We start from the raw sequence: 24,954 nt of genomic DNA, 5'->3' as shown, positions 1-24,954 counted from the left end.
GTGTGTTCCAAGCGTTGGACGAATGGATAAGAAGAAGGCTTCGAATGTGTATATGGAAAGAATGGAAGCAGCCGAAGACAAAGGTCAGAAAACTGCTGTCGTTAGGCGTTTCGAAACAAAAGGCACATGAATGGGGAAATTCGAGGAAGAAACACTGGCGAATTGCATGTAGTCCGATTCTTCATCGGTCAATGAACAACCAATATTGGTCATCTCTTGGACTGAGAAGTTTAACGGACAGATACAGTCTTTTGCGGAATATGACATGAACCGCCGTGTACCGAACGGTATGCACGGTGGTGTGAGAGGACGGGGGCTAGCCGCCCCCTCCTACTCGATTTATGTTGAATTTGTGAATGAGGAAGTAACTTAATTAGCAGCTAAATTTGCAATAACATTATGTAGTAAGATCTTTCTAAAAAGCATATGGTTAGTGATAACAATATAATCTACAAGATGACATGCAACCGGACTACTATCCCTTCGTATTAGTATGACACGGATTTGATAAGTTGAGGTATACATCATATGAATAAAGAATTAATTGTTGATGTCGATACTAGTTATCGGCAGGCAGAACAGAAAGCCAAGCAATATTTTGCATCATTATATAAGATTGTTAAGGAAAAAACGTATGCTCCTGCTTTGACAGAGGACTTCAGATTATGGAAGGAACATCACACTCAACATGGATCCTGGTTATCCTTCCTGTCACCAAGAAGAAAATCAAAAGCTGGGCATAATTATAGTTATATTCAATGGCTGAATCGTACAGGCAAATTGGATGATTACCTCGATCGAAGCATCTCCTATATTTATATGAGAGATTTGGGCAAAGCCTTGGATTCACCTGATACTGAGGCCAAAATTCAGCGTGTTGCTGCTGACGTTAAGCAGCGCTTGCTTCGTTCCACGAAAGGCAAGCAAGACGAGCAGTCAGAGTTTTTCAGCTTAGTAGAGCTGTATCGGTGGGCACAGAAGGAAGATGTAGAAACAGCTGTAATCTGGGTGTTAGAGAAGCTACGGAATGTTGCGTCTCATATCCCCGAGGGAATGAATGCCGAGCATGCCCAGCGCAAGCTGATTAAGATTATTGTAGGTGTTGTCCTACATGCGAGTGAAGAGATAAGTGAAGAGACATCGACTGAAGAACGTGCTCGTAGACTTGATGAAGCGATAAGGCTTGGCTATTCCTATGGATTGACGTACCCATTCATAGATGATTTGCTCGATGCGCAGGTGTTAACGGATCAAGAGAAAGCAGAATATTCTCGAGTAATACGAGCTGCGCTTTGCACGGGTACGGTGCCGCAGGTTGGCGAATGGACGGGAGAGAACAACGCTTTAATGCTCTATATTCACGCAGAGCTAACAGAGGCTTTTGAATATATTAAGCAGCATCAACAAGACGCGCAGAGTCAATTTTTTGAGCTGGCGTATACATTCTTTCATTCCCAGGAGCGTGATAGAGCTAAGAATTTATCCGATGCTGCGTATACGAACGAAGAGCTGTATATTCCTGTTATATTGAAATCTGCTGCTTCCAGATTAATAGCAAGATCTGTCATTCGTGCTCCTCTTGATCAAGGCTTTGAGGATCGAACCTTCTTCTATGGTATTTATAATCAGCTGGCAGACGATTTTGCTGATATGTTCGACGATATGAAGGATGGAGCGGTAACATCCTATACCTATTATTTAACATACCGAGATCAGCGACCAGATCTCATTAATCCCTATGAATTATACTGGACGGTTATATACTATTTGATTCACGAGGTTTATCATTCCGATGCTAAGAGCCGTGAAGTTATTCTTAGTCGTGCCATCAACGGTCTCAAGCGGTATAAAGCTAGAATCGGTACGGAACAATACAATCGAACGATGGACATATTCGCTTCCGGAAATTCCGTGTTGAATCGGATCATTCAACGACTGGTGCAAAAAGCTGATGATGTGGATTTCTTTGACAAGCTACTGCGAGATCAATTTATTAACAATCTTAAAAACGAACGCAAGCTTAAGGAAGAGTTTAAGAAGACGATTCAGGCGACACGTGAGCAAATTAATAGCACGCTACAGATCGCCAAGTCCGACGAGCTCCTTGCTACAAAGGAGATACTAATCGATGCGGCAAATTATAGCCTGGCAGGAGATGCTAAACGGCTGCGACCAATTATAACTTGGTTCATGGGTGTGCAGGAATATGGATTCAAGCCGGAATCGATCGTGCCTTTATTACGATCATTAGAGTACATGCATACTGCTTCTCTTATATTTGATGATTTACCATCACAGGATAACGCGTCTATTCGAAGAGGGCGCTCAACACTGCACCAGATACACAATAGTGCAACTGCAGAATTAACGGGTCTATATCTCATTCAAAAGGCGATTCAGGATCAAACCTCGCTTGACCAATTCGACCCGAAAGCCGTACTTAAGCTTATTCATTATTCTTCGCGTACAACAGAGGAACTCTGTATGGGGCAGCTAATGGATCTAAACGCTAAAGGGAAAGCATTAACGCTGGAGCAATTAAATATGATTTGCTTCTACAAAACCGGAATAGCCTTTGAGGCTGCCTTACTCATGCCGGCTATACTTGCGAACGTTGATGATCAGGAAATATCGCTACTAAAAACATTCGCTTATCATGCAGGAATCGCTTTTCAGATTCAGGATGATTTACTTGATCTGGAGGGAGACGCGCATTTGCTTGGAAAATCCGTAGGTCAGGATGCTCTGAACAATACGTCAAATTTCGTTACCGTATTAGGGCAGGAAGGTGCGAAGAAGGAGATGTGGAAGCACTACTGTCTTGCTATGGAAGCGTTGAAGGAGATGCCGCGGCGAACAACATTTTTGCAGCATATATTGAATTACTTAGTCAATCGAGACCGTTAAGGGGTTATAACAACAATGGCGTTGCAGGGATAACCTCCCCGCAACGCCATTTATTCATGTATTGTAATAGGATTAGCTTTTGCGCCCTATGTTGAAGGAGTCGGCTGCACGCTATTTATAGCAGTGATGTGCAGATGTTCCCACTGAATCGAAGCATCATGCTTAACGACGTTAATGACTCGCTGCTCACCAGCTAATAGGTCGAAGTAGTTATCCTCAAAGCTAACGGCCTGATTCATGATTTCTAGCTTAACCATACGTGCTAGTGCGTGATTTGCTTTAACGGTAACGCTTTGTTGTTCATGGTTGATGCTCCACTCGAGCTCAGCAGAAGGAAGCGAAAGCTCCTTATGATCTCGTAAATAATAATAGTTATTGCTGACAGGCAGATCATTAGAGGACATGACAACGACGACGTCGCTTGCCTTCCATGTCGTTAAATAGAGAGCTTCTTCAATTATGCCAATAGGTGTGCAGCAGCCTGGCTCCACAACAACATCATAGCTTTCCGAAGCAATCTGTTCACCTGTGAATGAGGCAAGTGTGACAGTGACCTTACCGGAATAGCGCTCAAGCGTATCATTAACGACATAAAATTTCATTGGCTCATGAGGCTCATGTTCCATCGATAGTAATACAGGAGCAAAAAAACTTCTAGCGTAATAGTAAGATGCTTTTGGAAGCAGTAAATAATCGACTAAGGACCAGCTGGTACCCGGCCAGCTATCGTTAAACTGCCAGATTAAAGCTCCGCTTGTTCGGTGCATATGACGACGGTAATGCTCAATACCATACTTCAGTCCTTCAGCCTGTGTAAGCATTGAGAAGTTCATGTACTGCTCAATGTTTTGCGGGATATCGGTATATCCCTCCATTAATAGAATCCCCTTTAGATGATTCGTGTCCTTGTTCCGATAAGCCATCTCATCGCTATTCCAGTAAAACTCACCTTCTGGAATATAGGATTGCAGCGTAAAGCGATTAGCCGAAGCATGCATGCCGAATTCACTGCTAAACAACGTAAAGTCCTGCTTATAATGCTTGAAGCTAACGCCCTCAACACTGTAATCAAGCAGTGGAATGTCTCCAGAGCGGCGCGGGTATACAGAGCCATGCCATACCTGCCAGTTGTGACGATCACCTACATCTGGATCGTTCGCATCATCGCCGCCATAGGGAGATGAGGGCCAATAAGGACGATCAGGATCCAGCTCCTCCAGCAGCTCAGGAATCCACTCATGATAGATGGCTTCTCCATAAAAGGGGGAAGTGATGCTGCCTTCGGAGGATTTCATATCATAGAGCCAGTCGATCTCATTGTTCCCACACCAAAGTGCAAGGGAGGTATAGCTGCGCAATCTCTTCACATTATCGATAATCTCTGCCTTCACATTGTGCTCGAATGGCTGATTAAAGTCCGGGAACAAGGTGTTAGCAAAGGCAAAGTCCTGCCATACTAGCAGTCCTTGTTCATCACATTGCTCATAGAAGATGTCCTTTTCATATATTCCTCCGGCCCAAACACGTAGCATATTCATGTTGCTAGCGACGGCCAGCTTAATATGCTCGATATAACGTTGATCTGATATCGTAGCTATCATATGATCTGCAGGAATCCAGTTTGCTCCTTTGGCAAAAAGCTTTACGCCATTAAGGACAAATTGGAAATGTGGCTGCCCTTGCTCGTTCTCTAGCTGTAGCTCGATGGTGCGAATCCCAACACGTTGTGACTTTTTAGCGACGCACACATCATTAACGCTATCAATGAGCTCCACATGCAAGGTATACAGATACGGCTTACCTAAGTCATGTGTCCACCATAGCTGGGGCTGAGCAACAGTAAGCAGTACGGTACAGACATTGCCTTTTACGCTGGCCGTTTGCTGAGTAACAGCTGTTTCGTTTGTGCTAGCAGTATGCTGATTGTTGGCACTGTTGTTTGAGTTAACTGTCTGCTGAGTGATTCGGCTGTGCGCTACGTTAACAGTTCGCTTAGCGTCAGCACTGCTTCTATTGTCCAGCTCAACGGTATGCTGCGCCACGATGCTGCCCTCGGCGTCATACAGCATAGCTCGACATTGATATTGTGAATAGCTTCTTGCTTTTGTTAGCTCGACATTTACTTTAAACTCGGCGTGTTGATCCTGAATTTGATTTGTTTGCACATGCAGGTGCTCGATCGTTATTCTGTGCTTCTGCTCGAGCCTAACCTCTTTCCATATCCCAACGGTAACGAGACGTGGGCCCCAATCCCAGCCCCAATTCATCGCTGCTTTACGTATCCATGGTCTTTCCTTCGTATAGGACGACCAGTCGAACAGCATTTTGTTTTCATAGTGAAGATGGAGCGGGTCAAACCGTATCGCAATAACGTTTTTTCCATTCTTCAGTAGCCTCGTAACATCAAAGCGATACGTGCGATGCATATTTTCTGCTTTGCCAATTTCTACACCGTTAAAGTAAATGGTAGCAAACGTGTCGAGGCCTTCAAAAATGAGCTCATGCTTTAATGCAGTAGATGACTCGGATTGCTGAGTTGAATGAACAGTCTCATGCTGGAATGACTTGCGATACCACCATTCCTTGCGCTCAATAAATCGGCTTGCTTGATCCTGATGCCCAAAGTACGGATCAGGAATGAGTTTACGCTGAATATAGATCGAATGGATATCTGCTGGCACGGAGGTGTTAATCCAAAAACGATCATCCAGATCCGCAGCAGCTAGCTCCAGCGGCCTGCGTTCCCCGACTTCAAAGCCTTGTACCTTCCAATTATTATGCAGCTTCATCGATATGCTCCTTCCTATTGATACGTCATCTCTCTATACTCGCTTGGAGTAATACCTGTATCCTTCTTGAACAGCTGACTAAAATACTTCACATCGGTATAGCCAACATGGTTTGCGATTTCGCCTACCTTCAATCTCGTCGTGCTTAATAGCTGAGCTGCACGCTTCATGCGCTGCTGTGTAATGTAATCGCTAAAGGTCATGCCTGTTTCTTTCTTGAACAGCTCACTCAAATGGCTAGGATGAATATGGATTCGGTTCGCTACCTGTTGAAGATTGAGATCTAGCTCAGCATTAGATTCAATAAAGCTTTTCGCTTTTTGAACATGTGATATTGTCGAGCTAGCAAGCTGATGATGATACATTTTCATGACGGAATGAATATATTGGAACAAGCAAACAGAAGGCTCCATCTCTCTGCTATAACGGAAAAGTATGCTAAGAGGGTAGAGACTTGCTCTGTCGATGGCTTGCTGTGCCCTTGTTAGCCATTGATTCACAATCGTGACGACATGCTGCATCGCAGCTTCTAATGAATCAAGTGTAAATTGTGGATGCGCTAAATGCTGCTGGATGTAATCATTCACCCATGTCTTCAACGATAGCGGATCATCCTCAAGCAGAATTGTAATTAGTTGATGCTCATGGCCTGCTGTACAGGTGGTAGGTGCACCTGCTCGTAAGAGCATATCGTCATACCGAGTAATGGAATCGTTAATCAGACGATGATAAGGCTCGATGTGCAGGGCGGATTTATAGGAATCATGTAAATGTACTTTGTTATGAACAAGCTGCCCAATCGTGACATTGAGCTGGCAACGCAGCATGCTTTTTATCTTCATGACAGCTTGCTCGTTACGACGAAGCTTAAGCTCACGTTCACGTTCATCCTGCATGTGAGGAACAGGCATAAGCACGATGACACGCTCCTGTTGAATAAATGTTTCACATTGAAGCAGCTCTCTGCAGATGTTTTCAATCGCAAAGGAGAGCAGCTTTTCCTTCTTAGGTGACTCATTCCAGCCGCTGCCTGTAATCATCCACACTTGATACCCCAAAATCTGTTGCGCCTGACTGTCAGGATTCAAGAGCTGCAGCTCTTCAAGCTCATTCTGTTCTTGAATAGGCTCACCGTGAATGATCCACTTTTCGAGTAAATGATTTCGACGGGCAAGCTGCTCTTGATTATGCTGATGACTTTTTTCCTCGAGACGCTGCTTTGCTCTTAGAACCGTTCGGATAATATCATCGGGCCTGCTCGTTTTTAGTAAGTAGTCATTGATTCCTTGGCGTATCGCCTGCTGGGTATAGCTGAAATCATCATAGCCAGTCAAAATAATAATATCTAAACTAGGTAAAATCTCTCGTGCTTCTTCGGCAAGCTGAAGTCCGGTTTTTCCAGTCATGCGAATATCGGTTAACAAGATATCAGGCTGCTCTACTGGAATTCGTTCCATCGCTTCCTCTGCAGATGCCGCAGGCTCTAAAAAGGTTAGTCCTAGCTCATCCCACTTAATTACGGTGGCTAATCCGGTACGAATAATCACTTCATCATCTACAATCATAATTTTCATCATGGCTTATCTCCTATAATTGGAGTGGTGAAATAAATTTGAGTTCCTTGGTTAGCACTGCTCTTTATATGTAATCGTGAATCGGGACCATAGTGTAGGATGAGGCGTTCGTTTACATTGCGTAAGCCGTAAACCTCATCGGAGCTTTCATCCTGCATCGAGGATTGCAGCATTTGCTGTACAAACTCAAGCCTTTCAGCGCTCATGCCGACTCCATTATCGAGCACCATATAGTGAATAAGATTACCCTTTTGCTCAATACATACGGTAATACTGCCTTTGCCAGTAAGCTTTTGAATGCCGTGAATCATCGCATTTTCTACAAGTGGCTGCAGCAATAGCTTGAGCATATAATGATTCGTTACGTCAGCATTCACAATATAATCGACGTCAAATTTATCAGGGTATCGGATGTTTTGTATCGTTACATAGTTTTTTACATGTTCGATTTCATGCTCAATTTTACAAAATTCATTGCCCTTGTTTAGACTAAAGCGCAGAAAGTCACTTAGTGCGCCGATCATATCTGCAATTTTTGATTGGTTCTCCATTAAAGCAATCCATTGGACGGAGGAGAGTGTGTTATATAGAAAGTGAGGGTTGATCTGGGATTGCAGTGCACGCATATCGGCTTCTTTTTTTCGAACTTCAATCCGAACAACCTTTTTCTTTAATTGCTCAATATGCTTACTGAGCCTGCTATAGCTCTTGGCCAGCTCACCTATCTCATCATTAGAGCGGCTATGATAGACAGGCATCGGCTCGTCGGGATTGATCTTGGACAATAATCTTGTAAGCAGTCGTAGTGGATTCGTAATATGACGCACTGTAAATAGTATTAAAAAACCTGTAATCATAATCGATATGACGACGGTAATGATGGCGAATTTTAGAATGGAGCTGCTTTCAGCTCGGTAGATATCGTGAGGATACATACCGATAATACTCCATTGCTCATAGAAATTAGGGGAGTACAGCATGACGTGGCGAGTGCCCTCATAGCTATATCGATTTACCCCTTTATGAAACTCAGCTTTTTCTCTAGCGTCCTTCACTAATAATGGATAATAGTGGCCCATTGCTTCAGTAAGCCTATCTTTTTGTGAGGCAGCGATAATGATATTGTGTTCATTAAGGATGTACATGTCACCTTGCTTACCGTCCAGTCGAAAATGGAGGAGTGAGTCAATGAGCTGCTGTTCATTAACACTAATAGAAATCCAGCCTAATGTCTCGTAGTTGTTAATGCTGCGCAGTGGGCGAGCGAACGTAATGATGCGATGCTCTCCTGCATAATTAACGACGGCATAAGGATTACTCCATACCTTTTTGTTCACGGAGCTGATATCTAGATGATTGGATAGGTCGGAGGAGTACAGGCTCGAGGTTGATATCACATCAGGTGAGCCCTTCGTATATAGCGATATATCAAAGATATGGTCCTTAGAGCTGACGAGATTCGTTAGTATGCTCAGAACGACCGATTGCTGTTGTCCTGTAGGGCTTGTGCTGCTAGCATAGGCTTGAATTTCTTGCAGGCCAATTAGAAAGATGGACGTTCGCTCAATATCCTGCAGCTGATACTTGAGACTCGCTTCCATCTGATTTAATATATCGTTGCCTGTTTGATCAATGTTTTGACGGTTTCCCTGCAGTGAGATGTAGAAGGAATATATCCCCAGTAGCAAAATCGGAAATATCGTAGATAATATCATAAGTATCGTTAGCTTTTGACGTAAAGATTGATCAATCCATCGCTTCAAGAATATATCCCCTCCACAAATCGAAGCATCTAACCTTTCACTGCTCCAGCGGTCATGCCCTTCATCACCTGCTCCTGAAATAGTAAAAATACGATAATGGTTGGTATGACGGATAGCGTCATTGCTGCCAGCGTTAGACTATAATCCGTCTGAAAGCCATCAGCGAAGTTGGAAACAGCAAGTGGTAATGTTTTTAATGTAGACTTGCTTATAAATACTAATGCAAACGAAAAGTCATTCCAGGAGTGAAGAAACGTTAAGATCGATACGGTCGATAGAGCAGGGAGTGAGATCGGCAGCATAATTCGGAAGAATACGCCCCATAAGCTAGTACCATCTATATAAGCTGCTTCTTCTATTTCCTTCGGAATGGTAGATAAATAGGCCGTTAATATAAAAATTGCTGTCGGCAGGGCGAAAGCTGTATAAGGTAATATAAGCGCCCAGTAAGAGTTAAGTATGGATAGCTGCTTCATTAATATAAAAAGGGGGACCAGCGTGCTATGGATCGGAATTAACATGCCGACAACAAAAAAGAGCATCGTTAGGCCCTTTAGTTTGAAATTAAATCTAGCAAGTACATAAGAGGTCAGACCAGAAAGCAATAAGGTAAACAATAAGGCAATGATGGATACGAGCGTCGAGTTGCGGAAAGCTACACCCATCTTAGACGTTGTCCATGCGGTAATAAAGTTATCGAACATCCATTGATTAGGCAATGCAAAAGGCTCACTAAAGAACTGTGCATTGGATTTAAATGAGCTTAGAATAAGCCAAAACAAGGGATATATAGTAAGAATGCCATAAATCGTAATGAATATCCATCCGATCGTAGATACGATTCTACGAATGGAATACGTTTTTTTCATAGAATAGGGAGAATGAAACGCAAGTTTACTCATGATAACCTCCTTTGCAGGTGCTTTATTTTCTTCTGCTTGTTAACCATTGACTCGTACCGATGAGTAATAGGCTAATGATCACAATCGCTGTGGATATGGTGCTGCCATAGCCATATCGAAAGGTTGAGAAGGTAGCATTATACATATAGGTCGCGAGTAGCTCAGTCGCATGTGCAGGACCTCCACGTGTCATGATATAGACGAGATCGAATGATTTTAAGCTGCCTGCAATACACAAGATTAATGCAACTTGAATGGTTCCCCATATCATAGGCAATGTAATTTTGAACAGCTTCGTGAAGCCCTTTGCGCCGTCTATTTTAGCTGCGTCATCAAGCTCCCCTGGAATATTTTGCAATGCAGAAATAAAAATAATGAGATAGAGTCCGACAAAGCTCCATATTAGTGGTGGAATTAACGAAAAGATGGCGATGTCAGGATCGGATAGCCATTCCATTTTTAATGCGCTTAGATTTAAGGCATCTAATAAAAAGTTTAATATACCGATTTGTGGATGATAGACATAGTTCCATATGAGCCCGATGACGACCGTTGATAGCACCATTGGCATAAACACCGCTGCTCTAAGAAAGCGCTGAAGCGCATTGCTTTTATATAAAATAATCGCCAGCAGCAAGGCGAGAGGGACTTGCCCAAGAACAGAGGCGAGTACAAAAATCACATTGTTACCGAGAGAATGCCAGAATATGCTGTCGCTTAGAAGCTCTTTGTAGTTTTGCAAGCCAATAAAGGCCGCTTGCCCGATCCCTGACCAGTTAAATAGGCTGTAATATGCTGACCATATAACAGGGACAAACACAAACAACGAATATAGAATAAGCGAAGGAGCTAGCGCTACAGCGATAAATCGTTTGACGGTTGCAGAATTCATGATCTCACTCCTTTAAAGGAGTAGCTCTCCATAATGGAGAGCTACGTCCAATCCTTCGATTAATTAACAGCTCCAGCTTGTGCAGCTTGGATTCGTTTCGCAATATCCTCTGGATCTCCGCCAAGCAGCAGCTCCTGTAAGCCGTTATTGATGGCTTCTACTGCAGCAGAGCTAAGCTTGGAATCATAGACAGGAACGATTTTTGTTTCCTTCATTAGCTCTGTCAGCTTAATAAATAAAGGGTTAGCTTTAGAAGGATCTAGCTCAAGATTGTAGCTAATTAGTGTACTGCTCTCTAGTGTAGCTTTTTGTCCATCTGGGCCAGCTAGCGCATAGAATAGCTTCATTGCAGCGTCCTTTTTAGCACCAGATAGCTTTTTGTTGACGCCAAGACCAGTCCCAACAACGCCAGCTGTTGTTTTCGCAGCACCTTTACCGCCGTCGACTGTAGGCAGAATGGTAATATTGGTTGCGTTTAATATCTCCTCGGAAGCAGTGTTTACTAGTCCAGCTACTGCCCAGCCACCGTTAATCACCATAGCTGCTTTCCCTTGTGTATATAGCTGCAACATTTGGTTTTCATCAATGCTGTTGAAGCCTTCCTGATAAGCTTTTGCTTCTCCTAGCTCTTGATATAGCTTCAATGCCTCAATAAATTCTGGGTCTGTAAAGCTCGCTCCACTCTGATCAACTGCTTTAAGGAACCATTCTGTCCCAGTTACTCGATCACCGATCGTGGAGAAGGTAGTAGATTGAGCGACCCAGTTTGCTTTATTGCCTAGAGCAATGGGGATAATGTTATTAGCATTAAAGGTATCGACGGCTTGTAACAGCTCATCCCAAGTGGTAGGAACCTTTACGTTGTACTGCTTGAACAGATCCTCGTTATAATATAGCAATGAGCTTGGTGCGAGATTCATAGGCACAGAGTAGATATTATCCTCGACCGTGAAATCGACCAATGCATTTTCGATAAAGTTGTTTTTCCACTCCGCGTTCTGATCTAGAAATTCATTAATAGGCTGCAATAGATCACCCTGCACAAACTCCTTCGTCATAGCACCCGGCCACATAACGAATAAATCTGGCATTTCATCAGCAGCAGCAGCTGTTCTCAGTCTAGTTTTCAATCCATCAGTTGCCAGTGCTTCAATCTCAAGCGTAATATTTGGATTTTCAGATTGAAAGTCTTCTAATATTTTGCGCATGGCTACCGCTTTAGCATCTTGTCCGGACCAGTTATTCCAAATGGTAAGTGTAATTTTTTCTGTAGACTTATTGGTGGAGCCGTCGCTCGATGAGTTTGAACCGCACGCAGCAAGAAGAACAACGATGAGTATTCCGACTAGCCCTAACTTTGCAGCTTTAAACATTTAATATTTCCTCCCTTTATATGAATATGTTGTAATTGTAAGCGTTTAATAGAGTGAGGGTAAGGTGAGAAATATCGGATGCAGGGTAGAAATGTTTCGGCAATGAGGTCAAGAGGTGGCATAATGAGAGGAGAGGGACGAGCTAAATAATAACGGCAGTGTACATCGCCTTGGTTAATATCATGGGCAAAAAGCGATGAAGAAACACTTCATCGCTTTTTTTGTGCAGGTAACATATCTGCTCTGTTGGCCTACTATCTCTTGAAGCACTGTTTTCAGGTCCGTACATGGGGCAGCAGCTTTTTATGCTTTCGTCGGAAGGGAAGGGGCAGATTACTAAGGTATGCCTCATCAACTTTATGGCTAGCTGCAGCTGAGCAACGTTTACACACCTTCATTTGTTCCCCATGTGATGTAGTGCGCGTATATAACAGTTTAATTCTTGTTGCTAGACAGATTGGGCAAGTGCCTCTACCTCTTGCTGGTACATTCCAAAGTGCCTTACCTCTATTTACTTTTGGCATTCATTTCCTCCTAATTTTTGTAAATAATGCTTTAACGTTGACCTCATTGTTACGGGATGTTGCGGGATACTGTAATTATAATAAGGACGTGAATTAGAACATATATCCAGAATAACTAGAGCCATTCTTTACATATAAAAAAGCCACATCAGAATTTATCCAATGTGGCTTATCGGGTCTATTTTCTCGAATAGACGATTTTTTTAATGCTTTCGCAAGAGAGGAAGAATTGTTCTGATAGTTGATCGATGGTTAAACCTTCAGAAAATTTTCTTCGAATCTCATCGTTTCGGAGGTTCAAATATGTTCTACCCCCGGAGTTTTCGCCCCATCCTTTTCGCGAGCTTTCAGGAGTAGGGATATATACCATTCCACCTTGGATATACTTCTGGACTTCCTTTAGTAGATCGCTTGGTAGAATAGTATCAGCGTTTATATATTTCATCGTTGCTCTGCCCCTTAAAATTTTTTCGAAGTTTTAAGGAAGCAAAGTCTTAACTACAAACGCGTAATCACCATATATTTGTTAGCGGTAAATGTTTTTCCAGCTCCATACAACAACCGCCGTTGTTTGTAGTTCAGACTTTGCATGGAGCACATCGTAGTAAAAACGAACATTTTCATTCCCTCCTTCTTAAAGGATAACAATAACATTCTAGAAGATTATACCATATGATACCTTAGATACCCTTATTTTCAAAAGAAGTTATTGTATACAGATATTCCTATTATATTGGTTTGGATTAGCACAGAAATATGTAAAAGATAATTAGAATCGTTTTTTACATAAATGCACGTTGCTTACAATTGTTCAGATATCAGGATAGTAATAACTTTAAACGAAAAAAAGCTGCAGCCAATGTGGACGCAGCTTTCTTTATATATGTCTAGACCAGCATTTGCTGGATGAGTTCCTTATTTTTTGCTTTGAACAGATCATTGTGCGAGGATACCATACCATACGAGGTAGCATCCGGTGTAATATATTGCTTCGCACGATTTGCTGCATTAGCAGCATCCTGAAATGTGCCGGCGATGAGATGGAGCTTCCCTTCATGAGTTAGCACATCTCCCGCAGCAAAGATACCCGGCACGGAAGTCTCACTCAGCGGCGTGCCGTCAATGCAATATTCATTCTTCATCTTAATGCTGACCTTGCTGTTGTTAATAAGCTCCTTCTCATGCTCATAGCCGTGACACACAATGACTTCATCGACTTGAAGCTCGATGGAGGAATTCTCTTGCTGGTTGTGCAGGATAACACGTTCAATAACGGTGTGATCATCAGAAGCAATTAGCTTCTCAATCTCTGTATTTAGTAGAAATTGCACCCCGTTCTGCTGTACCTTTGTAATCGTGGCCTCGTGTCCCTTCAGTGTATCCTTACGATACGTAATATACACCGCCTTGGCGATTTCGCTTAATTCATGTGCCCAATCTAATGCAGAGTTACCTCCACCTGAGATAAGAATCGTTTTATTATGAAAGCGTGCGTACGACTTCACGGTATAATGCAAATTCGTTACCTCAAACTTTTCGGCGCCCTCAAGCTGCAGCTTCATCGGCTGCAGAATTCCTCCACCGATAGCGACAATAATCGTTTTAGAGTAATGCAGCTGACCGGAGCTCGTATGGAGGACGAACAAGTCTTCTTCGTCCTTGTCGATGGAATTAACCTTTTCATTTAACACAACGGTAGGGTTAAAGGTTAATCCTTGCTTGATAAGCTGCTGAATTAATTGCTCTCCTGTTACTGGGGTTAGCCCGCCAACATCCCAGATCAGCTTCTCAGGATAGACATTGACTTTACCACCCAGAAAGGATTGAAACTCGATAATTTTGGTTTTCATCTCTCGAAGCCCACAGTAAAAGGCAGAATACAATCCGGCTGGTCCTGCTCCGATAATCGTTACATCGTACACATCTTTAGTGTTCATCCTTGTACCTCCATTAACATATTCCCGTTCACATGATGTCTTCCAATCGGAATTACCGATGGAGAATCAGATATTGGATCCTGAATGACTGTACAGTCTAACCCAAAGACGTCCTTAATCAATTGACTCGTAATGACCTCTGAAGGAGGGCCCTCTGCAATAAGCTTTCCTTGACGCAGAGCAAAGATATAATCTGCATATCTCGCAGATAAATTAATATCATGCAGCACCATTACGATCGTTGTACCGTAGTTTCGATTAAGATCGGTTAGTAAATCTAAAATTTCAACCTGATACGTAATGTCTAGAAATGTAGTTGGCTCATCGAGAAATAAGATATCGGTTTGCTGCGCCAGTGCCATCGCAATCCATACGCGCTGACGTTGACCACCCGATAATTCATCGATATTTCGATTAGCGAGCTCTGTGATGTTCATAATGTCCATCGCTTCGGCAACCGCTTCGTAATCACGCTTGCTCCAGCTGCCGAAGATTGACTGATGAGGATAGCGTCCGCGTCCGACTAGATCAGCTACCGTAATTCCTTCTGGAACAATGGGTGACTGAGGAAGCAGGCCAACGACTCTAGCTAGCTGCTTAGAAGGGATTTTATGAATAGGTTGCCCGTCGAGAATAACTTGACCCGAGGCTGGCTTGATCAAACGTGCTAGCGTTTTTAATAAGGTCGACTTACCACAAGCATTGGCACCAATAATGACGCTAATCTCATTGCTGGGGATTTGCAGGCTAACATGATCAAGAATCATCTTCGAGTCATAGCCAGCCACAAGCTGCTGAGCCTCAAACATATGGCTTTTTGTTATCATTAGAAATCCCCCCTGCGGTTCATTTGAATTAACAACAATAATAGATAAGGCGCACCAATGATTGCGGTAATAATACCTGCTGGGTACTTCGTCGTAAATGCGAACTGACCAATAAGATCAGCAGCTAATACGATGTTTGCGCCGACAAGCCCTGCTGCTATACTGTTTGAATTGCCAGCGCCAACTAGACGATTCGCTATCGGACCAGATAGTAAAGCGATAGAGGCGATAGGTCCAGTAATCGATGTCGCAATGGCTACAAGAAATACGGCACTTACGATCAGCAGAACGCGTGTAAGATCGGTACGTACACCGAGCGTTGTCGCCATCTGCTCACCAAGCTCCAGCATCATGAGCGGTCTGCCTAGTATATAGATCAGCGGTACGAGAATAAAGGAGGAGATCATAAGCACAGGAAGCTCATCCAGCTTTACTCCATTCAAGCTCCCAGTTATCCAGCGAATGGCAGCAGGGAGGTCATGCTCTTTTCCGATCAGTAATAGATAGGTGACGATGGAGTTGCACATCGCTTGAATTCCAATCCCTACGAGTACTAATCGTCCAATCGAGAAGGTGTTTCCGCCAACACGCGCCAGCATATAGATGACAACAACGGTTACAAGCCCTGCAGCAACTGAGGCGATAGATATAACCGCTTTGCTGCTTTGCAGTACAATAATACAATATACGGCAGCGGCGCTTGATCCAGAAGTAATCCCAATTACATTTGGATTCGCTAATGGATTTCGAAGAATCGTTTGAAATACATAGCCTGCGATTCCGAAAGCAAAGCCTGCAAATAGTCCAGCAAGCATTCGGGGCAAGCGAATCGTCTCAATGGCAAACGTTGCACCCTTTATTTCCTCACCCATTAAGACTGATATGACAACGGGGAGCGGATAAAATGTATTGCCTAGCAATAGAACGGCCACGCATAAGCAGCATGCCAGAGCAGCGAGCAGGGCTGTCACTAGCATCCATCTGCGTCTACGCTGTAATCGGCCTGCGATAACATAGTCAATCGAATGTATTTTCATAGTGAACGCACTTTCGCTTTCATCGCTAATATGATAAGGATGGGGGCACCTATAAATGCGGTCAGCACCCCAACCTCTAATTCTCCTGGTCTACCAATAATTCTGCCTAATACATCGGAAATCGTTAAGATTACGGCACCCGATATAGCGGACAGTGGAATGAGCCAGCGCTGGTCAGAGCCTACAATGAGTCGGATGACATGTGTAGCTAATAGGCCGATAAAGCCGATCGGACCAGCGACAGCAGTGGTTGCACCACATAGAATGACACCAGCAAATACTGCAAAGAATCGCAGCAAGCCCGTTTTAACTCCAAGCCCAGTTGCAACCTCGTCACCTAGTGCTAGCGCATTTAACGCTGGTGCACTGATGAGTGCCACGATTACGCCAACGACTAGAAACGGAATAAAGGTCGTCAGTGAATTCCAGGTGCCTGCGCCAACACTGCCAACCTGCCAAAACCTAAATTGATCCATCACATAGGAGCGCGGAATCATGATAGCTGTCGTTAAAGAGGAGAGGGCAGCTGTCGTAGCAGCTCCAGCTAATACAAGCTTTAATGGTGTAGCTCCGCCACGTCCCATCGATCCGATACCGAACACGAACACAGAGGTTATGACTGAGCCAGCTAATGCGAACCAGATATATTGATTGGCTGTACTGATCTGGAAAAATACCATGCCACAAACAACAAACAAGGCTGCACCAGTATTGACACCAAGAATGCTCGGGTCAGCGATAGGATTACGGGTGACAGACTGCATAAGGGCACCCGATATTCCTAATGCTATGCCGCAGCATAAGCAAAATATCGTGCGCAGCACTCGCTTCTGTATAATACTTGCGGCGCTGCTGTCTGGATTTTGCATTAAGCCCTCAATGACCTCTTGAAGGCTTAGTGGTCTAGCGCCAAACATAATGGAGGCTAGAATACAGAGCATTAGTAAAACGAGAGAAAACACTAACACTGCTATAAAATGTTTTGGTAAATACGTACCTCGCTCCATTGATGTAGACCCCATCTTCTTATTGATTAATTTTTTGGATTGCATCTGCAACTAATTCTAAATATTCACCAGTCGTGTACTCGATGGAAAGTGGATTCGGATTGCCTGCGGCAGCTAATGCTGTGCCGTCTGGAATGAGTACCATAGAGCCTCTTTTAATCGCTGGAACTTGACTGAATAGTGGATCAGCCTGCAGCGCTTCAAGTAATGCTTGGTCGCCATAAGTAACGAGAATATCAGCTTCATTCAGCGCATCTGCATTTTCTGCACTTAACGTAAGGGCAAAGCCTGTTTCTGGCGTAAAGTGGCTGTTAATGCTCTCTGGAAATTCCATACCAAGCTCTAGTAGAAATTCTCCGCGAGGATCAGTAGTACCATATACATAGAAGCTTGATAGATCAGAAGGCGAGAAGTAAGTAAAGGCTGCCTTCACACCTTTTAACTCTGGATATTGACTTGCTTTATCTGCAATGAGCTGTTCTGTTTCCTTAATTAATTGCTCACCCTCAGCGACCATGCCCATCCCAGCAGCATTAAGCTGAACCTGCTCGCGCCATGAGATGACCCAAGGAACCGTTGGATAGGCTACTACTGGAGCGATTTGGCTTAGTGTGTCATATTCCTCCTGTGTAATGCCTGAATATGCTGCAAGAATGACTTCAGGATTGGAATCGGAGATCGCTTCATAATCTAGACCAGCCGTATCTTGATACACATTAACATCTGTCGCGCCAAGCTCCTCCAGCTTCTTAGCTGTCCATGGCAGTAGGCCGCTATCGTCCTGAACGCCATAGTTTGCAGCAGAGAAACCTACAGGCACGACGCCTAATGCAAGTGCAACGTCATGATTCGCCCAAGCGATCGTAGCTACACGCTCCGGCTTACTTTCAATAATGGTTTCGCCGAAGGCATGCTTAATGGTAATAGGGAATTGCGTGCTAGCTTCTTCACCGGACTCTGTGTTAGCATCTGCATTCGTTTCTTCTGGTGTAGCTGTAGCTTCGGCATTGCTATTGGACGCTTGATTTGTGTCAGGTGTATTAGACGACGAATTGCTTGAACAACCAGTGATAACAATTAGTGCTAGAAAAGCAAAAACAATGCTCTTTATTGATAAACGACTTACTAATTTCATTACAAAACCCACCCTATCTATTATTATTGATGATGTCGTCGTGTAGATGATAATGATTATCAGTGTCGTTTGTATTATAGGTATTTATATAAAATTTGTCAATAACTTATTTTATTTACGGAGGAGTGTACCTATACCACATACGGTGGCTTTAAAGGAATAGAATAATAGATTGCGAATAATATTGTATTTATTTACAATAAATGGTGAGGAGGTGGCGAGATGAATCATATTAAAAAATATTTTGTCATTGGGTCTTCAGAGTGGAAGGTAACGGTAAAGTGGTCATTGCTATTAGGTGTTATGCTAGGTGTATTAATGGGAACGGCGTATCTACTTAATGTTTTGTAATATTTATAATTCCCTCATATTCACCAGCTCAACTAGAAAAGCGACCTGCAAAGGTCGCTTCATTATATTTAGAGGAGATTATATATGGAATTAGGTGCATTTTCAGTAAGTCTTAAAACGCTGAAAACCTCGATACGTTTATGGATATTCGAGATATTCAAAAACAACTCAAATCTAAAGGATTGAAATTGTTGACTGAGGCGGATGAAACGAATCAGGGTCCAGCACATCTAGTCATTGAAGATCCCGATGGTAATCAAATTCTCATTGATCAGCATCGGTAACGAACAAAGACACCATCTAAAAAAGGATGGTGTCTTTGTTCGTTATATGAAATGTACCCTTTGTAAAGGACAATTATTAAAAGGTTAGGCAACTTGAATAAGCTGCTGTCTGTATTTTGCAGGCGGCAGCTTATTTAGATTCCACTGACCACGATAATGATTGTAATAAATTATATAGTCTTTAATTTCTTGTCTAACCTCGTCTTTCGTTTCACAATGACTAATTCTTGTTTCATCTTTAAAATGACCAAAGAAGGATTCTTGCGGGGCATTATCCCAACAATTTCCTCTACGTGACATCGATTGGCCCAACTTCATTTTCTTTACCAGCTTTTGAAATTTTGGATTTGTGTAGTGCACTCCTTGATCGGAATGAATAATAGCATCTTTGGTTAAATGACGGCGTTTTAACTTCAATTTTTGGAGCGTGTTGATTGCAATATCTAATGTGATTTTATCGGATACTTCATAGGCTAAAATTTCATTGGTTTCGGCATCTTTTATGGTAGACAAATAGGCACGCTTGCCGTATCTATACGTTAAATAGGTAATGTCCGTTAATAATACTTTTCCTGCTACCCCTTGCTTAAACTGACGTTGTAGCAGGTTTGGACATGTTCGATGTTCCTTTGTTGCTTTCGCCATTCTTCGGTATGGATTGGCTTTTCGAATCGGACATAGGATTGAAAACTTTTTCATAATACGACGAATTCGTTTTAAGTTAAATACAATCTGATATTGATTTTCTAACGTCATTTTAATTTGACGTGCCCCTTTGTTGCGATGGCGGAAACGATAGGCTTTTAGAATGATCGCTCTCAATTTCATATCGGCTTCCTCACGCTTTATCCGATTGCGTACTGCCTCTTCTTTGAAATAACCATAATAGCCTGAACGTGATACGCCTGTAAGTTTACAAAGATAGCTAGCAAGACGTTTTAATTGATATTTCTCAATGATATGATAAATGAGTTGAAATTTCTGACTGGTACTTAATAGGATTTCTTTTTCATCATCTGCCTTTCTAGTTGATCGAGCTTTTTTAATAGTTCATTCTCCGCTTGTACTAATTTCATCTTCGCCTCTAAACGTGCATATTTCTCTTCGATGCTTAACTCACGCTCTAACGGGCGACCAGAACTGTGCTTACGTGTATCCTCTAATCCCGCTACTCCGTTATCCTTATAAGCTGCACGCCAACGACTAGAAGCCTTCCAGATACGTGTCGTCCCTAACACTTCTGCATCAAACCCAGCTTCTTCAAAAATTTGAGATGGGAGTTTCCCTTGCTCATTTTCATGAATAAATAACTGCTTAAATGCGTCCGTATACGTAATTGCTTTTTCGCTAACTCTTTTTACATGAGGATTCTGTCTTAATTGCTCCTGTTGCTGCTTTGTAAATAATTGTTTGCTCATATTCATCCGCCCCGATAGTTTGTACTTCTCATTATAAACAAAAAAGACCCAATAAGATGACCTTTTTCAAGTGTCCATCTTATTGGGTACATTTTAATATGGGCAGTTACCATTTATTTTGCATTTTTATCCGGCTGATGAACACCGAAAATATTACCTTCTGTGTCTAAATAATAGCCTTGCCAAGCCATTCCGGGAAGTGCATGCTTAGGCAATGCTACTTTCCCCCCAAGGCTAAGGATTTTAGCCTCCGTTGCATCATAGTCTTCTACATTCATTGTACAAGCAAAGCCACTCAACGGCTTACCTGGTTCAGGGGGAGAACCGTGACGCTGCATTAAAGCACCGTCAATGCCAGGTTCACTAGAATCACCTGTAACAGCACCGAAGTAAGGCATGCCAGCATAGCTGCTCCAATCCTCAAATGTCCACCCAAAAACGTCACCATAAAATTTTTTTGCGCGCTCCATATCATCGACGTGGATCTCAAAATGAACGACTCTACCCATCATTTACCTCCTATGTATCGATTGCTACTCCATACATTTTTTCTATTACAACGAAGTTTCATACTTAGCTTAGCAGAATTATACACCAAAAAAAGAACGTATGTTCTGATTTTAGTCAAGCATATATAGAGATGATAAATTTATTAGTATTTAAGGTGGCTGAGAATGGGAAGGATAAGAATAATATTATGCTGAACTACTGCCAAGTCATATGTAATGCCATATTAGCTTGACATGTGAACTATTGTTATCTGTCATAATTTGTTACAATGTTCAAAAATAGAGATCAAAGGATGATTATGCTTGAAAAAACCAATCGTTATTTTACTTGCAGGCTTGCTTATCTTCTGCTCAGGGTTGACTGTTGCCGAGGCTCACGTTAAGTGGTTTACCGATGTTGCACCAGAAAAGGAAACGATCACCAATATTTTATCGCCATTATTTTTAGTCTTAGCTGTATTTATCGCGATTTTGCTCGCGGTCTTAACGCAGCTACTACCTTCCTTATCGAAATGGGGACCAATGGCTGCTGTTGATCGCAAGCTAGATCAATGGCGAGATTATACGTATACGATATTAAAATACGGACTGGCAGCGGCACTGCTCATTCAGGTGATTTCTGGCACGCTTTTTGTACCGGAATTTGAGATTAGCTCAATAGTTGAAACTATTCTGCTTTGGGGCGCCATCGTCCTCCTGCTGATTCCTCATCACATCGCTACGAAAGCTGGGGCATTCGTAACGTTGGTGCTGTTAATTATGCTAACGATATCCGTGGGCATGTTTCATATGCTGGATTACGGCTTCTATCTGGCAATCGTTGGTACGTTATTGCTGCAGAAGACGAAGTGGGAACCATGGGGGATGCCGCTACTTTATCTAGGAACGGGGCTATCCTTGTGCTGGGTTGCCGTAGAAAAATGGGTTTTTCCAACGATGGCGCTAGACATTATCGAGCATCATGGCGTCCCAACCTTCGGTTTTGCTCCTGAGGCATTCGTAGTGATGGCTGCTTTTATCGAGTTTATTGTCGGTTATTTACTCGTAGTTGGTATCTTAAACCGTCTGCTCTCTGCCGTCCTAACTGCTATATTCATATCGACAACGATGTTGTTCGGGATGACAGAGCTGATAGGGCATTTCATGATCCATATCGTATTGATTATCTTTATTATTGAAGGCGTCAGCTTCTATAAGCCTCCTGTAGAGATGCATAGTAGAAGGCTGGACCAGATGATCTTTGTTTCACTGAATTTCATCTTTGCTCTGTCTACGTTCCTGCTGATCTATTATCGCTTTACATAAAAAGATCCGCTACTTTCAGATGGATGACAAAAGGGATTTAGAGTCGTAAGATTCTAAATCCCTTTTGCTACTATACTATTTTATCTCTTTAATTTTTAATCATTAAAGCTTAAACCGTGTAACAAGTTGTTGAAGATGTGCTGCCATATCAGCCAGTTGTTGAGAGGATGTATTGATCTTCTCGATTGAACTCATTTGTTCCTTGACCGCAGTAAACGTGGTCTGTGCTCCCTCAGCAGAGTGGGCTGACACTCCCGACAGCTCGTTAACAGATGCAGCTACTTGCTCTGCACTTGCAGAAAGTTGCTCGGAAACTGCTGAGATTCCTTGAATCTGTTCGGTGATCTTAGAAGTGGACTGTTCGATATTTGCGAAGGCTGTTGCGGCCTCACTGCTAATGCGAATCCCTTCTTGTACTTGATTCGTTACATCACCTTTCATCTTTTGACTAGATTGTTCAATGAGATCAACCATTTGCATTATCGTAGCATTAATTCGCTCCGCAGCTTGTCTGGATTGTTCGGATAGCTTGCGTACTTCTCCAGCTACTACTGCAAATCCTCGGCCTTGCTCACCTGCACGTGCCGCTTCAATCGATGCATTTAGCGCTAGTAGGTTCGTTTGCTCGGAAATATCAGTAATCGATTCGTTCATTCTTCTTGCGTCTATAGACAGGTCGCTTAACCCATTCATTATCTCCGTGCTTTGACCTACCGCATGTAGGATTCGATCCATCTGTGACTGAACCTGTTCAATGGTATGATTGCCGATTATTACATCCTTTTCTGTTTGCCCCGTTGTATCCACGATCACAGCTGCAGAATCAGCAATGCTTGTCACACCTTTAGCCATTTCATCAACTGCAATCGCTGTTTGTTGGGAAGAGATTGCCCCACTACTAGCTAGCTCAGCTGTCTCCTGCATCGTTGTAGCAACCTGTTGAATCGATTCGGCAGTTTGCTCTGTGCTTGAGTGAATCGTTGTCGACGAATCTGACAAGCGAGAGGAAGTCGTGCTAAGTTCACGAACCATGGATTGCAGTGACTCTGTCATATCATTGAAAGCTTTCGCCATAAGCCCGAATTCATCCTTCGTGCGCATATTAACCCGACTAGTTAGATTACCGTTACTTACCGCAATCGTTCCTTCGCGCAATGCAATCATCTTCAATATAAACCCGCGTATGATGATAAACACAATGATGGCAGCGAAGAGAAAGGATATTCCTATAACGGTTATGGCCCTTTTCAGAATAGGCGCTGCCGCGTCATTATAATCGGCAACGGCTAGCATACCTGTTACGGTCCAACCGGTCATAGGGTCAGCAGCGGTATACATGTCGAGAACCATTTCATCATCATCCGGTGCCCCAGAATTAACTTGCACATACGATATATTTCTCGTTTCATCCATTACAGGTTCTGATAAAGCTGGCATTGGAAAGTAAGGCATGCCAGGCACAAAAATACCAATGTCGAAAATAAAGCCTGAGCCTGATACCACTTTGTTTTGTGAATCGACCACAATTAACGTTCCAGTATCACCAATTAGAGTTCTTTTTACGAGCTCTGTAAATTCACTCATATCAATTCTTACTTGCAGCACATCTCCGCTAGAGAGCAATCTGGAAACGGCGACGGTTGTCTGACCAGTCGCTTGATCGACTAAAGTGTCAGAGATCACAGGCGCACCTGATTTTTCAATCGTATGGACATACCACTCTGATTCAAGAATATTGTCCGGTTTTCCATTATTCATAGAGGGAGGGGGCGCTTGTTCGGTTGCACCAAAAGCTTCTTGCATTTGCTGTATGAAGGCAGCAGATTGCTTATCAAGTTCTTTAAAAACTTCTTGTGAAGATGACTCGACAACCGTGCCATCGTTTTTCACCAAACGAATAGATTTAAGATCAATAAAACGTGTGTTATTCATTATGGCGTTGAGTTCATTACTGGTTAAAGCTCGATCACTTGTCTGAAGCTGTGCCTCTAAGCCCTCAATCGTGTTTATTGCAGATTTAAGCTGCATATGAAGATTACCACGGATTAGATCAAGGTTGTAATCAATAGAATCTTCAATTCTTTTTTGCACTTCATCTTTGGCAGTTTGATATGAAAAGTAGCCAATTAGAAAACTTGGTGCAACGAGCACGAGTAAAAAAGCGAGAATCATTTTTGTTCTCATCATACTGAGCTGTCTCCATGATTGCTTTACTAATGACCTGCGGTCACTCCACAGTTGCTTTAACGAAACTTTAGATTTCTTTGCCCTTGGCTGCTCTTCTCTTGCTGTCATTTGGCGTCATCTTCCTTCTAATATGTATTTATATAATAGATATCGACATTTTTCGTCATAATCTTAATATGTTCAAAAGTTTTTGATGAAACGATAATTAAAATTTCGCTAGCGGTAGAATACCA

Annotated in this window: 20 protein-coding genes; 4 read left to right on the top strand and 16 right to left on the bottom strand. The window is 42.7% G+C overall.

The window, feature by feature from the left end; all coding sequences use genetic code 11:
* Positions 1-269 (top strand): group II intron maturase-specific domain-containing protein (locus tag M3180_RS15990; RefSeq protein ID WP_285855757.1); only part of this gene is annotated, 269 nt, incomplete at its 5' end.
* Between the two features lie 259 nt (positions 270-528).
* Complete coding sequence (locus M3180_RS15985) at positions 529-2,907, top strand: polyprenyl synthetase family protein (protein ID WP_251669321.1); 2,379 nt, start codon at positions 529-531, stop codon at positions 2,905-2,907.
* A gap of 86 nt (positions 2,908-2,993) precedes the next feature.
* Here M3180_RS15985 and M3180_RS15980 read toward each other — a convergent pair whose 3' ends face one another.
* The 13 genes from M3180_RS15980 to M3180_RS15920 form a co-directional block, all read right to left on the bottom strand.
* A complete protein-coding gene (locus M3180_RS15980; protein WP_251669319.1) occupies positions 2,994-5,696 on the bottom strand; it encodes a beta-mannosidase in 2,703 nt (900 codons plus the stop codon).
* 14 nt (positions 5,697-5,710) lie between these two features.
* The gene (locus tag M3180_RS15975; protein ID WP_251669318.1) at positions 5,711-7,273 is read right to left on the bottom strand and encodes a helix-turn-helix domain-containing protein; all 1,563 of its coding nucleotides are present in this window, start codon (positions 7,271-7,273) and stop codon (positions 5,711-5,713) included.
* Complete coding sequence (locus M3180_RS15970) at positions 7,270-9,033, bottom strand: sensor histidine kinase (protein WP_251669316.1); 1,764 nt, start codon at positions 9,031-9,033, stop codon at positions 7,270-7,272. Before M3180_RS15970 ends, M3180_RS15975 begins: the two co-directional genes overlap by 4 nt.
* A 29-nt stretch (positions 9,034-9,062) precedes the next feature.
* A complete protein-coding gene (locus M3180_RS15965; RefSeq protein ID WP_251669331.1) occupies positions 9,063-9,902 on the bottom strand; it encodes a carbohydrate ABC transporter permease in 840 nt (279 codons plus the stop codon).
* A 55-nt stretch (positions 9,903-9,957) separates the two neighbouring features.
* Positions 9,958-10,827, bottom strand: a complete 870-nt coding sequence (locus M3180_RS15960) for a carbohydrate ABC transporter permease (protein WP_251669313.1) — start codon at positions 10,825-10,827, stop codon at positions 9,958-9,960.
* 59 nt (positions 10,828-10,886) lie between these two features.
* Positions 10,887-12,200 (bottom strand): extracellular solute-binding protein, encoded by a 1,314-nt coding sequence (locus M3180_RS15955; RefSeq protein WP_251669311.1) that lies wholly within the window; start codon positions 12,198-12,200, stop codon positions 10,887-10,889.
* A 275-nt stretch (positions 12,201-12,475) separates the two neighbouring features.
* Positions 12,476-12,724, bottom strand: a complete 249-nt coding sequence (locus M3180_RS23145) for a hypothetical protein (protein ID WP_251669309.1) — start codon at positions 12,722-12,724, stop codon at positions 12,476-12,478.
* Between the two features lie 178 nt (positions 12,725-12,902).
* Entirely contained in the window at positions 12,903-13,169 is a 267-nt protein-coding gene (locus M3180_RS15945) for a CD3324 family protein (protein ID WP_251669308.1), read from the bottom strand.
* Between the two features lie 442 nt (positions 13,170-13,611).
* A complete protein-coding gene (locus M3180_RS15940) occupies positions 13,612-14,661 on the bottom strand; it encodes an NAD(P)/FAD-dependent oxidoreductase (RefSeq protein ID WP_251669306.1) in 1,050 nt (349 codons plus the stop codon).
* Entirely contained in the window at positions 14,658-15,488 is an 831-nt protein-coding gene (locus tag M3180_RS15935) for an ABC transporter ATP-binding protein (RefSeq protein WP_251669304.1), read from the bottom strand. The genes M3180_RS15940 and M3180_RS15935 overlap by 4 nt, the downstream gene beginning before the upstream one ends.
* Complete coding sequence (locus M3180_RS15930) at positions 15,488-16,525, bottom strand: FecCD family ABC transporter permease (protein WP_251669302.1); 1,038 nt, start codon at positions 16,523-16,525, stop codon at positions 15,488-15,490. The genes M3180_RS15935 and M3180_RS15930 overlap by 1 nt, the downstream gene beginning before the upstream one ends.
* The gene (locus M3180_RS15925; RefSeq protein ID WP_432806948.1) at positions 16,522-17,532 is read right to left on the bottom strand and encodes a FecCD family ABC transporter permease; all 1,011 of its coding nucleotides are present in this window, start codon (positions 17,530-17,532) and stop codon (positions 16,522-16,524) included. Before M3180_RS15925 ends, M3180_RS15930 begins: the two co-directional genes overlap by 4 nt.
* Positions 17,533-17,551: 19 nt before the next feature.
* Entirely contained in the window at positions 17,552-18,667 is a 1,116-nt protein-coding gene (locus M3180_RS15920) for an iron-siderophore ABC transporter substrate-binding protein (protein WP_251669301.1), read from the bottom strand.
* A 222-nt stretch (positions 18,668-18,889) separates the two neighbouring features.
* Between M3180_RS15920 and M3180_RS22780 the strand changes: the two genes are divergently transcribed.
* Entirely contained in the window at positions 18,890-19,018 is a 129-nt protein-coding gene (locus M3180_RS22780; protein ID WP_285855755.1) for a hypothetical protein, read from the top strand.
* A gap of 368 nt (positions 19,019-19,386) precedes the next feature.
* On the opposite strand, the gene M3180_RS15915 is transcribed toward M3180_RS22780, so the two are convergent.
* Positions 19,387-20,720, bottom strand: a protein-coding gene (locus tag M3180_RS15915) for an IS3 family transposase (RefSeq protein ID WP_251669299.1) whose coding sequence is annotated in 2 segments (ribosomal slippage) — positions 19,387-20,336 and positions 20,336-20,720 — 1,335 coding nt in all. Because the reading frame shifts where the segments join, the coding sequence is not laid out codon by codon here.
* A gap of 113 nt (positions 20,721-20,833) precedes the next feature.
* Positions 20,834-21,229 (bottom strand): VOC family protein, encoded by a 396-nt coding sequence (locus M3180_RS15910; RefSeq protein WP_251669297.1) that lies wholly within the window; start codon positions 21,227-21,229, stop codon positions 20,834-20,836.
* A 303-nt stretch (positions 21,230-21,532) separates the two neighbouring features.
* On the opposite strand from M3180_RS15910, the gene M3180_RS15905 reads away from it, so the two are divergent.
* Positions 21,533-22,534: a DoxX family membrane protein gene (locus M3180_RS15905; RefSeq protein WP_251669296.1), complete on the top strand. Its 1,002-nt coding sequence runs from the start codon at positions 21,533-21,535 to the stop codon at positions 22,532-22,534.
* 102 nt (positions 22,535-22,636) lie between these two features.
* Here M3180_RS15905 and M3180_RS15900 read toward each other — a convergent pair whose 3' ends face one another.
* On the bottom strand, positions 22,637-24,829 hold the full coding sequence (locus M3180_RS15900) for a methyl-accepting chemotaxis protein (protein WP_251669295.1): 2,193 nt from the start codon (positions 24,827-24,829) through the stop codon (positions 22,637-22,639).
* Between the last annotated feature and the right edge of the window lie 125 nt (positions 24,830-24,954).

Source organism: Paenibacillus camelliae (genome assembly GCF_023715345.1).
GTDB classification, from domain to species: Bacteria; Bacillota; Bacilli; order Paenibacillales; family Paenibacillaceae; genus Pristimantibacillus; species Pristimantibacillus camelliae.
This window is presented reverse-complemented; position numbering and strand designations above follow the sequence as displayed.